Source organism: Chitinophaga sp. YR573 (assembly GCF_900110995.1).
Classification (GTDB): domain Bacteria; phylum Bacteroidota; class Bacteroidia; order Chitinophagales; family Chitinophagaceae; genus Chitinophaga.
Window position 1 is genome coordinate 673,791 of sequence record NZ_FOJF01000001.1, and the last position, 13,974, is coordinate 687,764.

Genomic DNA, 13,974 nt, shown 5'->3' on the forward strand with positions numbered 1-13,974 from the left:
TCATAAAATACAAATCATGATACGCAGAAACAGGATTTTGAGGACATCTCCGGCCATCCGTGCGATGGTAGCAGAGACCATACTAAGGCCCGGCGATTTTATCGCTCCCTTATTTATCGTTGAAGGAGAGAATGTGAAAGAAGAGATCAGTTCAATGCCAGGTTATTTCCGCCATTCGCTGGACCTCACCGTAAAAGAAGTGAAAGAACTGTGGAGCATGGGAATTAAGAGTGTACTGCTGTTTATCAAATGCGCGGATGAATTAAAAGATAATAAAGGAACGGAAGCAGTAAACCCTGATGGGTTAATGCAACGTGCCATTAAAGCCATAAAAAATGCCATTCCCGAGATGATAGTGATGACGGATGTGGCGCTGGACCCCTACTCTACCTACGGCCACGATGGTATTGTAGAAGGCACACAGATCGTGAATGATGTAACAGTAGAAGTACTATCGCGCATGAGCCTCAGCCATGCAGAAGCAGGAGCAGATTTTGTAGCACCCAGCGATATGATGGACGGCAGAATTTTATCTATCCGTAATACCCTTGAACAGAATAACTTTACCAACGTTGGCATTATGGCATACAGTGCCAAATATGCATCCTGCTTCTACGGGCCTTTCCGTGATGCACTGGATTCTGCACCTGGTTTCGGAGATAAGAAAACATACCAGATGGATTATGCGAATTCCCGCGAATCTATCAAGGAAACACTGATGGATATTGAGGAAGGAGCAGATATCGTGATGGTGAAACCAGCGCTGGCTTACCTGGATATTATCAGGATCATCAAAGATCGTGTAACAGTACCGGTAAGTGCTTATCATGTAAGTGGTGAGTATGCAATGGTGAAAGCAGCCGCTAAAATGGGATGGCTGGACGAAGATAAAGCGATCCTGGAAATCATGACCAGCATCAAACGTGCGGGTGCAGATCTGACAGCTACTTATTTTGCAAAAGATGCGGTGCGGTTATTGCAATCATAAAATACAATGAACACCATGTACAATCTGAGTAAAACATTATTTGAGAGGGCACAAAGAGTTATCCCGGGTGGCGTTAATTCACCGGTGCGTGCGTTTAAAGGTGTAGGCGGTACGCCCATTTTCATGAAGAGCGCCAAAGGTGCTTACCTGTATGATGTAGATGGCAACACCTACATAGATTACATCAATTCATGGGGTCCTATGATCCTGGGTCATGCATATGAACCAGTGGTGAAAAAGATTCAGGAATATGCCACCTACTCTACTTCTTTCGGCGCCCCTACGGAGCTGGAAACACAGATAGCAGAACTGATTGTGCGCATGGTGCCTAACATAGATCAGGTACGTATGGTGAATTCAGGAACGGAAGCCTGTATGTCTGCTTTAAGAGTAGCAAGAGGATTTACCGGCCGCAATAAATTCATCAAATTTGAAGGTAATTATCATGGTCATGCAGACGCATTTTTAGTGAGTGCAGGAAGTGGTGTGGCTACACTTGATATACAATCTGTTCCGGGTGTTACGCAAAGCGTTGCAGCAGACACCCTGACAGCCCCTTATAATAATTTACCGGCAGTAGAAAAACTGGTAGCAGAATTTCCAGACCAGATTGCAGCTATCATCGTAGAACCGGTAGCAGGTAACATGGGCTGTATCCTGCCACAGCCGGGCTTCCTGGAAGGCTTGCGTGCGGTATGTGATGCCAATAATATCCTGCTGATTTTTGATGAAGTAATGACAGGTTTCAGGTTGGCAAGAGGTGGTGCACAAGAACTGTTTAATATTAAAGCAGATTTGGTTACCTTTGGCAAGATTATTGGCGCAGGTATGCCGGTGGGCGCCTTTGCCGGACGCAGTGAAATTATGCAACATGTAGCACCTGTTGGTAAGATATACCAGGCAGGAACTTTGAGCGGCAATCCGATTGCCATGATAGCAGGATATACTTTACTAAAGACATTGGACGAAAACCCGGATATATACCGGCAGCTGGCGGAAAAAGGAGCTTATCTGTCAGGTGGAATACAATCCGCATTAAGTGCAGCAGGCATTGTTCATCAGGTAAATAACCTTGGGTCTATGTTGAGTGTTCATTTCGCAGAATATCCTATCATTAATTTTGATGCAGCATCCGGAGCCAACAATGAATTATTTAAACGCTTCTTTCATGCAATGCTGGAACGTGGTATTTATCTTCCGCCATCTGCTTTTGAAAGCTGGTTTATCAGTAACGCTTTAACAATCGAAGATATGGACAAGACAATAGCAGCTGTAAAAGATGCTATATCTGTCATCAAATAGTTAACAATTCAAATCCTGTGCAGAGTGGAGAAACGCCCCGGTCAAGTGCCGGGGCGTTTTATTTTTATTTCTTTGTATTTGAAAAGAGCCATTTCAATAACCCTGGTTCTGCAAAAACATTATCCCAGCTGTTATGTCCTACTCCGGGATATTCTGTATACTGCACATCCGCATGTAATGCTTTTAATGCTTTATAATAATCCTGAGAAAAAGTAACCGGTACTACAGGGTCTGCACCACCATGGAAAATCCATACAGGTATCTTTGCAAACTTTTTAGCACTTGCTGCATCCCCTGCTCCGCAGATAGGGAAACCTGCTGCCCATACTTTCGGATAACGGGCCAGCAAATCAAATGTTCCCATACCACCGAGAGACAATCCACCGATGTATACCTTTTTACTGTTTATTTTATGGGTACTTAACAGGCTGTCTACCAGCGACTTTACTAACTGTCCGGGAGTTGGCTGACGATCAGTCTCCAGGAATGCCAGTCCTGTTACTTTACCGTTGCTGTCCCTGTTCAGATGAAGAGGTGCCCATGTAGAATCCGAAGGGCATTGCGGGAAGATCACAAAAGCAGGATATTGACTGCGCAGGGAATCCTGCAGGAATAAACTCCCACCGTGTAATAACTGGGCAGCATTATCACTGCCTCTTTCTCCTGCACCATGCAGGAAAATTACCAGCGGATAAGACTTGTGGATATCATAATTGAGAGGAGCGAGCATACGGTAGCGCAGCGTATCTCCGTTATGAATATATGTTTCGTGGCTATAAGCACTGTAATCCTGTGCCTGTGCAAACAACTGCATACACAGAAAGATAAATAGGTAACAAAGCGTTTTCATCATGGAATGTTTTTCCCAAGATAATAATAACCTAGTACTTCAGTATGAAATGCTGTTTGATTTTCATGTCCGGACGGAAAAATACGAGTCCTATGAAAAACAGGTCTATGGTGAAGGTGACCCTTGGATGCTGTTGTATGGTATGCCAGGCTGCTTCCATATCCGGTGTCCAGTGAATATCATCAAAGATAAACAGGGACTCATTATGCGCTTTGCCCAGGCACTGTTCAAAATATTGTAATGTTGGTGCAGAACGATGATTACCATCGATATATACATAGTCCAGCCTGGGAACATCCTCTAATACGGTGGGTAATACCGTATCAAAGTTGCCTATATACTGTTTGATATTGTGTAACTGTAAAGCCTTGAAATTCTGCGCTGCACGGGCAGCAATGTTAGGACATCCTTCTATCGTGATCACTTTGGCAGTGGGATCGGCCTTAGCCATATAAGAGGTAGACATGCCCATAGAAGTACCCAGCTCAAGCAGGTATTCCGGTTCATAATATTTGATCAGCCTGTAAAAAAGCTGGCCGTACTTAGCAGGTTTGGCTGCGTTACGGGTAATATCTCTCACTTTCCGCTCTGTACCACTGTTTATCAGGGAACCAGCACCCAGGTCTGTTACCTGTAAGGTTTCATCACTTTTCAGCAGGGACTTGCGTACCTGTTCAATTTCCTTAAAGGCTGCCGGTTTCTTTTTATCGCGCAGAATCTCATCTACCAGTGTATATACAAAGGGAGAATGCACATCATGGCGGTTGCCGGCAGTAAAATAGTAATGCAGGTATTTCTTAGCTAATTCCCACTGTAAGCCCATAAGGGTTAATTATAGATTTTTGCTTTTATCAGTCCCCATTTATGTAAACGGTGCTGTAATGATACACGCAATACCCCTAATCCGTAAATACTGCTGCGTTTGAAGTTAATGCTGGAAGCTTCATCGAAATACTTGGTAGGGCAGGTTACCTCTCCTATCTCGTATCCTTTCATGAAAATCTGTGATAACATCTCATTATCAAAGATGAAGTCGTCACTGTTGGCCATGTAGTCGATATCCCTCAGTACTTCTCCGGAGAAAGCCCTGTAACCGGTGTGATATTCACTCAGTTTCTGCCCGATGAGGATATTCTGAGCCAGGGTGAGGAAACGGTTAAATACGTACTTATAACCCGGCATACCACCTTTTAAGGCGCCTTTGCCCAGAATCCTGGAACCCAGCACAACAGGGTATACTTCGTTGGCAATAATGGTGCTCATAGCCATGATCAGCTTGGGAGTATATTGATAATCAGGGTGTAACATGATTACAATATCAGCGCCCAGCTCTAATGCCTTGTTATAGCATGATTTCTGGTTCCCACCATACCCTTTGTTATTATCGTGACGGATAATATGCCTGATACCCAGCTGTTTACCAACATTTACCGTCTCGTCCTTACTGGCATCATCTACCAGTACCACGTCGTCCACGATATCCATTGGTATCTCCAGGTAAGTTTTTTCCAGTGTTAGAGCTGCGTTATATGCCGGCAATACCACCACTATCTTCTTATTATTTAACATGAAAGTGGATAATTTGGCTGCAAAGGTAATAAAGTAGTTGAAAGACTGACAATTTCAACTTATTATAAATTGTTATCTTTGCACCGGAAAGTTTTTTGGCACCATATTTTCTTAGCTTTTTGTTATTGAAATGCGTGCATAGCATGCAAAAAACACTTACAGGTCGAAACTGGGGGCTGTGTATTTACCAGCCTACCTAAGAAGTCGCACCCTACAGTGAATGAATTTGCACTTAAACCAGGCAACAACATGCATTTAAAATCTATGATGAGATATCTGACATTACTATTGATCTTCCTTACTGGTTTTCAACTGGCCAACGCACAGGAACCTACTAAAGTACAGGACCCTAACAACGAATTAAAGACTGTCATGCCTCAGGTGAGGGCCGCCGACACCACACTCAGGAGAATTGTTGATGAATTACAACGTATTACAGACAGCGACAAACAGAATTCCAATGCCATTCAGGGATTATTACAGGGTCGCGAAATTGACAATATCACTAAGTATGAACTGATCAGGAACAACATCGTATATGCCAGCGAAACATATTACCTGCTGAATAAAAAGATCATTGACCTGAAATCACGTACTACTACCAATAACCTCGACGTATTCATCACTTCCCTGAATAACCCGGAAAGTAAAGAACTGGGCTTTTCACTGAGCGATCGTATCGTGGAGCTGGTAGAAAAAGTAGTGTTAAAAGGTAAAGCTGATAAAGATGAGAAGAACGGTAAGATCGTAGAGTCTACCAAATCCATTATTGCCAGCCCTATCTTTCAGAGTTTCACTTCTTTAACGCCTCCTTTGGCTATTGCTAACTCTGTGATGAACTTCCTGCACAGTGTAAGTGTGAATAATAAAGAGATCAATCAGAAAACTTTAAAAGAGTTTGAGAAAGAGCTGAATAAATACGTAGTGTATTACAGTGCGTTGAACGATGCCAATCAGAAGTTTGAATATGGTTTGAATTTCAATAAAGATCAGCTGAATCTGTTACATGATAATCTGTATGATCATATCATGTTCACTGCCAGTGCATTGAAATACCAGTTACCTCAACGTGGTAATAAATCTATTGGTGAAACGCTGAACGATTTCTTCTTTGATTTCAAAAAGGAAAAAGTAGTGGTGTTTTTCAATGATCTTGAAACCAAATATACCAAGGGTAAAAAGATAGATTACGAAGCATTACTGCGTGAGAATCCAAATCTGAAAGAGGTGAATAACCAGCTGGAAGATCTGATCCTGCAAACCAAACGTTTCGAGAATCTTTATAATGAATATTTTACTTTACTGGATTCTTATTATGGTAAAGTAAACAGCTCATTGAAAATAGCACAGGATAACGGATTAGCTGATAAGAGTGTCATTGATGCCAAACAAGGTGAGTTCCGTAACCTGAAAGATGAAGCAGTGAAAGAAATACAGGCTTCTATCAACATAAAAGAACTGTATAACAATACGGATAAAATTAAATACAGATATAGGATTTTCTAGTCTGGCTTATATTATTATTGAACTCCGCAGGAAATCCCTGCGGAGTTTTTTATTTGATTAATTTTGTACCATGACCACAGTTCAATTGGAATACGTTGTTGCGGTTGATACGTATAGAAGTTTTGTCGTTGCAGCCGAAAAATGTTTTGTTACACAGCCTACGCTTAGTATGCAGATACAGAAGCTGGAAGATGAGCTGGGGATCAAGATATTTGACAGAAGTAAACTGCCTGTTGTACCTACAGAAATAGGCATCGCCGTAGTGGCACAGGGCCGTATCATACTCAAAGAGAGTGGCCGTATCAAAGAGATCATCGCAGGGCATAAAAAGGAAGTACAGGGTACTTTGCGTGTAGGGATCATTCCTACACTGGCTCCTTATTTACTGCCAAGGATCCTGACAGGTTTTATAAAAAAATATCCGAAGGTAAAACTGGAGATATGGGAACATCCTACAGAACAGATAGTGCAGCTGTTAAAACAGGAGCAACTCGATTGCGGGTTGTTAGCGACTCCCCTGCAGAATCCCAGCCTGGAAGAGCAACCCTTGTTTTATGAGTCTTTTGTAGTGTATGCTGCCAAGACCAACAGCCTGTTCGAGAAGAAGTATATTAAACCGGAAGATATTGACGTACGCGATGTATGGCTGCTGAATGAAGGACATTGTATGCGCAACCAGGTGCTGAATATCTGTAAAGACAGATTCACGATGGGTGAATATAAGAACCTGGAGTATAATACAGGTAGCGTAGAAACATTAAAAAGGATGGTTGACCTGAATGCAGGTTATACTATTCTGCCGGAATTGTCTTTGCAGGACATGTCAGCCCGCCAGATGAACATGGTGAGGTATTTCAAGGCCCCTGAGCCGGTTAGAGAGATTAGCCTGGTAACTCATAGGTTCTTTATTAAACAGGCGCTTATTGAGGCTTTTAAGAAGGAAATACTGGCACATGTACCGGATAAGATGAAGGTACAGAAGAACAGGAAGGTGGTAGATATACTGATGGAGAAATAAGTTTTAATTTTTTAGTGATGGCGCTTCACACCATCACTAAAAAATTCGCCCTGCACCCAAAAAGCTATTTTATCGGCTGATAATACTTCATCGCTTCCGGCATTACAGTCTGTAACTGCGCAATACGACGTTCATCACTGGGGTGAGTACTTGTCAGCTCAGGAGGTTTACTACCGGTGCTGGCACTCGCCATACGTTTCCAGAAAGGAATTGCTTCCTGTGGGTTGTAACCCGCCATTGCCATGAAGATAACACCCAGGTGATCTGCTTCCAGTTCATCCTTACGGGAGAAAGCCAGTAACCCCAGGCCACTACCTACACCAAACGACTGCAAGAAAGCATTCTGTGCAGTAGGATTACGGTTAAGCGCTACCTGTCCTGCTACCTGTATACCCTGAGATACCAGCTGCTGACTCATACGCTCGTTACCGTGACGTGCAATAGCATGTGCAATTTCATGCCCCATTACACAGGAAAGTGCGGTTTCATTCTGTGTTACAGGCAACAAACCTGTATATACCACTACTTTACCACCAGGCATACACCAGGCATTCACCTCTTTATTATCTACGAGATTAAACTCCCATTTATAATTAGCTACTTCAGCAGATAAGTTGTTCTGTGCCATATAACGGGTAACGGCAGCAGAAATACGCTGTCCTACCCTCTTTACCATCTCAGCATCTTTGCTGGTGGCAGAGGATACAGTTTTGTTGGTTGTTAAAAACGTCTGGTATTCCTGCAGTGCCATTGACTGCATAGTGCTTTCGGGGATCAGGTTTAACTGGCTGCGGCCGGTAATAGGCACGCGCGCACAAGCCATCATGAAAGCAAGACTACCGATTAAAAGTAATTTCTTTTGCATCTGAGAACGAATTTAGACAGGTCTTTTTGCTACAGTTAATAATACACTTTTGATTATTACGGATACAGGATCTGTAATAATCAAAAGTGGCGGAAAGTTAATATTTTAGTTCTTTAGAGCAATAGATATGCCAGAAAGGAAGTGCAGATTTTAGCCTCTTTTCTTAAACAGCGGTACTTTATTTTCATTACCACTTAAGAGGCGGGTAATGTTCTTCTGGTGAGTAAGCACCACCATCAGTGCAACAGCGATAGCAAATATGCGGTAAAATACTTCCGGCTCATTAAAGATGTATAGAATGAGGATAGGGAAGGCTATGCTGGCAATAATAGAACTCAGTGATACATACCTGGTCAGTGACAGGATCAGCAGGAATACGCCTACGCAGCAGATCGCTACCAGCGGCTGAATAGCCAGTACCAGACCAAATAATGTGGCGATACCTTTCCCGCCACGGAAATTTGCCCAGATCGGGAAAATGTGGCCAACTACAGCAGCCAGTCCCAGCCCTATCTGGAAATTAACCAGTTGTGTAAGATGATCAGGATTGTGATAGTAAGATAACAGGTAAGAAAGACGAACTGCCAATACACCTTTGATCATATCCACAATCATCACAAAGGTACCAGCTTTGGAACCTAACACACGGAAAGTGTTGGTAGCACCGGCATTGCCGCTGCCATATTCCCGGATGTCCATACCAAAAATACCTTTACTCACCCAAACCGCGGTTGGTGTGGATCCGATCAGATAAGCGCAAAAAAGCAATAATAATTCCAGCATCAAAATAAGTTAGGTTTTGCTAAGATAGTAAATTTAAGCGTCAAAGTTAAGATAATATTAAGATTTTAATTAACACAAAGATGGGATAATCAGGTACTTTCATATAACTTATTTCTAAACGCCCGGTTTATTATCTTGCTAATAACTTCATTGCCAGCCAGTTCTCTTTCTCTATTTGTTGGTCCAATACTAAAGCATGCTGTCTTGCGGCTTCCAATATGGCTTTTTCGTCTTCTTTCAGGATACCACTCAGCAGTAATACGCCACCGCTTACGAGTAAACGACGCATATCTCCCATAAATTCCAGTAAAATATTACGATTGATGTTCGCCAATACTACATTATAAGTATTTATAATGCTTTTAGGGGTATCAGAGCGCCATACTTTTACCGCCAGTGCTTTATTGGTGATAATGTTTTCTTTGGTATTTTCTACTGACCATTCATCTATATCAATGGCCTCGATTACAGAAGCGCCCATTTTGGATGCCAGGATAGCCAGGATACCGGTACCTGTTCCAAAGTCGAATACTCTTTTGCCCCTGAACTCAACATCCTTCATCAGTCGTATCATCGAAGAGGTAGTAGCATGATGCCCTGTACCAAAAGACATTTTAGGTGTAATGATGATCTCGTGTTGTGGCTGCGGATCAAAAGGAGGATGGAAGCCGGCACGGATACCACAGAAAGTATCTACATGCACAGGTTCGAAATTACTTTCCCAAACTGCATTCCAGTTTGTTTGTGCAATATTTTCCTTTGTATAGGAAATGCCATAGATCTTAGTCAGCCTTTCAACGGCAACTTCACTAAAATCATTCTCGGGGATATAGGCAACTAATTCGTTACCCCTCTCCTCAAAACCTTCAAATCCGTTCTCGGATAATTCGGCGATAAGGATATCCTTCAGCTCCGTGTTACAGGTAAGGGTGATTGATGTATGTGACATGATAATAAAGGTAAATCAAGATAGTCAGCTATTTATATAGCTTTCGATGTAGAGCATGTTATTGTAATGTTAATCATTTTATGACAACTGAGGCTCATTCGCATTAACATAACAAAAAATGAATATATTTGCAGAATTCTTAATGTAAACCATACTTAAATGAAGACCTTGATTTTATTTATTACAGGGCTTGCGCTATGCGTGGCCACCAAAGCTCAGGAGGTCATCAAGTTACGGCCTGATGATACCATGAAAGACTCTATTACCTACCAGACTCCTACCAGTATTCTGGTTATCAACAAAGTAGATTTACAGAACTATTTCCAGGTGCTGGATACTATGCTGCAGAACAACTGTTATAATAACAGAACGTTCCGTAACATACAGTTCAATCACTTAACACCGGCGGAAATGCAGGCGCATTTTCTGCAGGCAAAAGCGTACCTGGCAGATTCTTCGCACACAGAATTCAATTATAATACTGATAAATTCACAATGTTCTGGACACCCAATGAAGGGATCCTTCTCCCCTACATTGAAGAGCTGTTAACAACGCTTTTAACTGATGCAAGGATTAAGGTGATAGACAGGGCCAGTAAGGCTTCTGTACCTCAATATTCAATATTTTATGAAGATATTAACGGACAGCCGTTTAAGATATACAAACTGCCTACAGGTAAGATTTTCTTTAAGGAAAGCAATTTCTATATAGAACAATACGTGCAGACAAAAAGCTAGTTTACGGATTGCAACAATTAGTAGAAAAGAGGCCGTATCATTTTTGATATGGCCTCTGTTATTTTAGAAATCTGAATATTCTGCGGGGTGTAATAAAATCACATCTGAATGAGAAGTGTTATGAGCGTATTGCGGTTGTGGCAATAATGCTTTCCATGCAGGATCACTGCTGAAAGCTTTCCAGTGTTCTTCTCTTGAAGCGCGGTTCTCGAAAGTAGTCATGTACATGAGATTAGGCATGTGACTGCCGCTGAGTACATCTGCATAAAATACAGCGTTAAAACCAAGTCTTTTGAACAGCCCGATTTCATCTCCTTTGTTGAACATATCTACTTTGTTCTGATGCAGTTTTTCAGATGCACTTTCGTAACTGCGTAACTCGTATACTCTTTCACTTTTAGCGGATTTCAGTACCGGTACTTCCATTTTAATCATACCGGGAAATGCTTCCAGGATAATGGTTTCCAGGCGGGTATATACCGGCTGGTCCCAGGCGGCGTCTATATAGTCTTTACCTGCGGTAACGTAGCTGCTGTTTGTCAGTAACTGGTTAGGCAGTTTAAGCAGTTGTTCTGCTGAACGACCGGGTATGAATACGTATACACGGCGGTCTGCTGCTGTATCATTGTCTATAGGTTTGAAGACGCCTACTTTGCTGATACCGGCTTTATGAGCGGCTGGTAATAAAGCATCTTTCAGGTAAGTATCCAGTCGGGTTTCCTGGGCAGCATCCTTCAGATGATAAACGAGAATGCTATAGTATTCCTTTTGAGGGGGAAGCTGACCGGCCTGTGTGAAACCTGAAAATAACAGGGCCAGCATGATGAGGGTATGAGTTCTTTTCACGTGAAAATCGTTTTGCGAAATATATCATGAAAAAAGAAATTACCCGTGGTAAATATTAAGAATGGTAAAAAACAAACAGCCGTTCTGAAATATCAGAACGGCTGTTAAGTATATTAAATCAATTTGATTCTACTGTTCGTCGAAAGTAGGCTCGTCTGGTTCTGATTTGGGAGCCGGGCGTGGGCCACGGTCGTTCCTGTCACCACGGTCATAGCGGTCACCGCCTCTGTCGCCACCACGATCATTGTTGCGGAAGGGAGGACGTCCACCACGGTCGCCACCTCTGTCACCACCACGATCTCCTCTGTCACCACGGTCTCTGCGTTCGCCTCTGTCCTCACGGTCACCTTCAGGCCTTTCCACATAACCTTCCGGTTTTGGCATCAGCACACGACGGCTTAATTTGAACTTACCGGTTTTAGGATCAGTACCTACCAGTTTCACCTTTACTTTTTCGCCGTCTGTCAATACACCGTCCATAGTTTCCAGGCGTTTCCAGGATACTTCAGAGATGTGTAACAAACCTTGTTTACCAGGCAGGAACTCTACGAACGCACCATAAGGCATTACTGACTTAACGGTTGATTCGTATACTTCACCTACTACAGGTACAGCAACGATGCCTTTTATCCAGTCGAGGGCCTTCATCAGACCTTCTCTGTTTGCACAGAAAATACTTACTTCACCAGTTTCACCAACTTCTTCGATGTTGATGTTAGTACCGGTTTCGCGTTGAATTTCCTGAATAACTTTACCACCGGGTCCGATCACAGCGCCAATAAATTCGCGGTCGATGATCAGTTTCTCCATACGTGGAGCATGTGGTTTTGGTTCAGGGCGGGCAGCACCAATACAGCCATACATAGCTTCAATGATGTGCAGACGTCCCTGGCGGGCCTGGGATAATGCAGCGCGCATTACATCCATGCTCAAACCATCCACCTTGATATCCATCTGGATACCTACGATACCTTCGCGGGTACCTGTTACTTTAAAGTCCATGTCACCCAGGTGATCTTCATCTCCGAGGATATCTGTCAGTACAGCCCATTTTCCATCAGCAGCACGGGAGATAAGACCCATTGCCACACCGGAAACGTGTTTAGGCAAAGGAACACCCGCATCCATCAGTGCCAGTGAACCGGCACAAACAGTAGCCATAGAAGAGGAACCATTAGATTCCAGGATATCAGATACTACTCTTACAGTGTAAGCATAGTCACTACCCGGCATCATTTGCTTCAGAGAGCGCATTGCCAGGTTACCATGACCTACTTCACGACGGCCGGGGCCGCGCATCATTTTCACCTCTCCTGTAGAGAAAGGCGGGAAGTTATAATGCAGTATGAATTTGGAATACTTGGAAACAGCAGCGCTTTCAATCAGCAGCTCATCATCCGGAGTACCCAAAGTTACAGTCGTTAAAGATTGTGTTTCACCACGGGTGAACAGTGCAGAACCATGCGGAGAAGGCAGGATATCCACTTCCATGTTCAGCGGACGAACCTGGTCCAGGCTACGGCCATCCAGACGAACTTTATCGTCCAGGATCATGTTACGGATCACTTCTTTTTCCAGGTCATGGAAATATTTACCTACTAACGGAGCATCTTCCTCAGGTAATTCGCCCAGGGATTCTGTCAGTTCTGTACGTATAGCATCAAAAGCATCTCCACGTTCGTGTTTACCAACAGCAGATTTAGCTACTGTAAGGATACGGTCTGTAGAGAATGCAGCGATTTTAGCTTTCAGTTCTTCGTTCTCACGGGGTAATTCAAAAGCACGTTTCGCTTTACCACCAGCCAGCTTATGCAGTTCTTCCTGCGCTTTCACCTGTACTTTAATGGCTGCGTGAGCGATTTCGATTGCTTTGATTACATCTTCTTCACTGCACTCCTTACTTTCGCCTTCCACCATCATGATGTTCTTTTCGGTAGCGGCTATAATAAAGTCCATATCTGCTTTTTCCAGCAGGGTACGGTTAGGATTTACAACGAAGTTGCCATCTATGCGGGCAACTCTTACTTCGGAGATGATTTCCTGGATGGGCACGTCAGAAACTGCCAGTGCTGCAGAAGCAGCCAGGGCAGCCAGGGCATCCGGCATTACTTCTGCATCAGAAGAAATGAGGGAAACCAGTACCTGTACTTCACAGTAATAATCATCAGGGAACAGAGGGCGCAAAGCGCGGTCGATCAGACGAGATATTAAAACTTCGGAATCAGACAGTTTACCTTCGCGTTTAAAGAACGAACCCGGGATACGGCCTGCGGAAGCAAATTTTTCCTGGTAGTCAACAGTAAGTGGAAAGAATGATTGTCCTGGTTTGGGAGTTTTATTTGCAACAACAGTAGCCAGCAGGATACTATTGCCTAGACGTACCGTAACGGCACCATCTGCCTGGCGGGCTAACTTGCCAGTCTCAATGGTCACGATCCGGCCATCTCCTATATCGAAATTGACTGAAATAGGTGTCAGATTCATAAAAAGTGAGGATTAAATTGGTATACCTAAAAAAAAACTATTCCCAACCTAATAAGTTGGGAATAGCGCTATAAAA

General features: G+C 43.1%; 13 protein-coding genes. 5 read left to right on the forward strand and 8 right to left on the reverse strand.

Translation table 11 applies throughout. The features are described 5' to 3' along the window. The first annotated feature begins 16 nt into the window (after positions 1-16). Positions 17-988: a porphobilinogen synthase gene (gene hemB, locus BMW86_RS02945; RefSeq protein ID WP_089778807.1), complete on the forward strand. Its 972-nt coding sequence runs from the start codon at positions 17-19 to the stop codon at positions 986-988. 15 nt (positions 989-1,003) lie between these two features. Beyond that, positions 1,004-2,290 (forward strand): glutamate-1-semialdehyde 2,1-aminomutase, encoded by a 1,287-nt coding sequence (gene hemL, locus BMW86_RS02950; RefSeq protein ID WP_089783535.1) that lies wholly within the window; start codon positions 1,004-1,006, stop codon positions 2,288-2,290. A gap of 64 nt (positions 2,291-2,354) precedes the next feature. On the opposite strand, the gene BMW86_RS02955 is transcribed toward hemL, so the two are convergent. The 3 genes from BMW86_RS02955 to BMW86_RS02965 all read right to left on the reverse strand — a co-directional run bounded on the left by BMW86_RS02955 (position 2,355) and on the right by BMW86_RS02965 (position 4,709). Beyond that, positions 2,355-3,104, reverse strand: coding sequence for a carboxylesterase family protein (locus BMW86_RS02955; RefSeq protein ID WP_218149105.1), 750 nt, complete (start codon positions 3,102-3,104; stop codon positions 2,355-2,357). A gap of 67 nt (positions 3,105-3,171) precedes the next feature. Then, the gene (locus tag BMW86_RS02960) at positions 3,172-3,963 is read right to left on the reverse strand and encodes an O-methyltransferase (protein WP_089778811.1); all 792 of its coding nucleotides are present in this window, start codon (positions 3,961-3,963) and stop codon (positions 3,172-3,174) included. A 5-nt stretch (positions 3,964-3,968) separates the two neighbouring features. Then, a complete protein-coding gene (locus tag BMW86_RS02965; protein WP_089778813.1) occupies positions 3,969-4,709 on the reverse strand; it encodes a glycosyltransferase family 2 protein in 741 nt (246 codons plus the stop codon). Between the two features lie 249 nt (positions 4,710-4,958). Between BMW86_RS02965 and BMW86_RS02970 the strand changes: the two genes are divergently transcribed. Continuing rightward, a complete protein-coding gene (locus BMW86_RS02970) occupies positions 4,959-6,215 on the forward strand; it encodes a hypothetical protein (RefSeq protein ID WP_143056466.1) in 1,257 nt (418 codons plus the stop codon). Between the two features lie 70 nt (positions 6,216-6,285). Further along, positions 6,286-7,233 (forward strand): hydrogen peroxide-inducible genes activator, encoded by a 948-nt coding sequence (locus tag BMW86_RS02975; protein WP_089778817.1) that lies wholly within the window; start codon positions 6,286-6,288, stop codon positions 7,231-7,233. A gap of 64 nt (positions 7,234-7,297) precedes the next feature. Here BMW86_RS02975 and BMW86_RS02980 read toward each other — a convergent pair whose 3' ends face one another. The 3 genes from BMW86_RS02980 to prmA all read right to left on the reverse strand — a co-directional run bounded on the left by BMW86_RS02980 (position 7,298) and on the right by prmA (position 9,830). Beyond that, positions 7,298-8,098, reverse strand: coding sequence for a M48 family metallopeptidase (locus BMW86_RS02980; RefSeq protein WP_089778819.1), 801 nt, complete (start codon positions 8,096-8,098; stop codon positions 7,298-7,300). A 150-nt stretch (positions 8,099-8,248) separates the two neighbouring features. After that, entirely contained in the window at positions 8,249-8,881 is a 633-nt protein-coding gene (plsY, locus tag BMW86_RS02985) for a glycerol-3-phosphate 1-O-acyltransferase PlsY (protein ID WP_089778821.1), read from the reverse strand. 130 nt (positions 8,882-9,011) lie between these two features. After that, entirely contained in the window at positions 9,012-9,830 is an 819-nt protein-coding gene (gene prmA / locus BMW86_RS02990) for a 50S ribosomal protein L11 methyltransferase (RefSeq protein ID WP_089778823.1), read from the reverse strand. A 159-nt stretch (positions 9,831-9,989) separates the two neighbouring features. On the opposite strand from prmA, the gene BMW86_RS02995 reads away from it, so the two are divergent. After that, positions 9,990-10,568 carry a hypothetical protein gene (locus BMW86_RS02995; RefSeq protein ID WP_089778825.1) on the forward strand — a complete coding sequence of 193 codons (579 nt, stop codon included), beginning with the start codon at positions 9,990-9,992 and terminating at the stop codon, positions 10,566-10,568. Between the two features lie 63 nt (positions 10,569-10,631). Here BMW86_RS02995 and BMW86_RS03000 read toward each other — a convergent pair whose 3' ends face one another. Together BMW86_RS03000 and BMW86_RS03005 are read right to left on the reverse strand one after the other, a co-directional pair. Next, positions 10,632-11,414 carry an NIPSNAP family protein gene (locus tag BMW86_RS03000; protein ID WP_255372836.1) on the reverse strand — a complete coding sequence of 261 codons (783 nt, stop codon included), beginning with the start codon at positions 11,412-11,414 and terminating at the stop codon, positions 10,632-10,634. A gap of 129 nt (positions 11,415-11,543) precedes the next feature. After that, entirely contained in the window at positions 11,544-13,898 is a 2,355-nt protein-coding gene (locus tag BMW86_RS03005) for a polyribonucleotide nucleotidyltransferase (RefSeq protein ID WP_089778829.1), read from the reverse strand. Positions 13,899-13,974 lie beyond the last annotated feature (76 nt).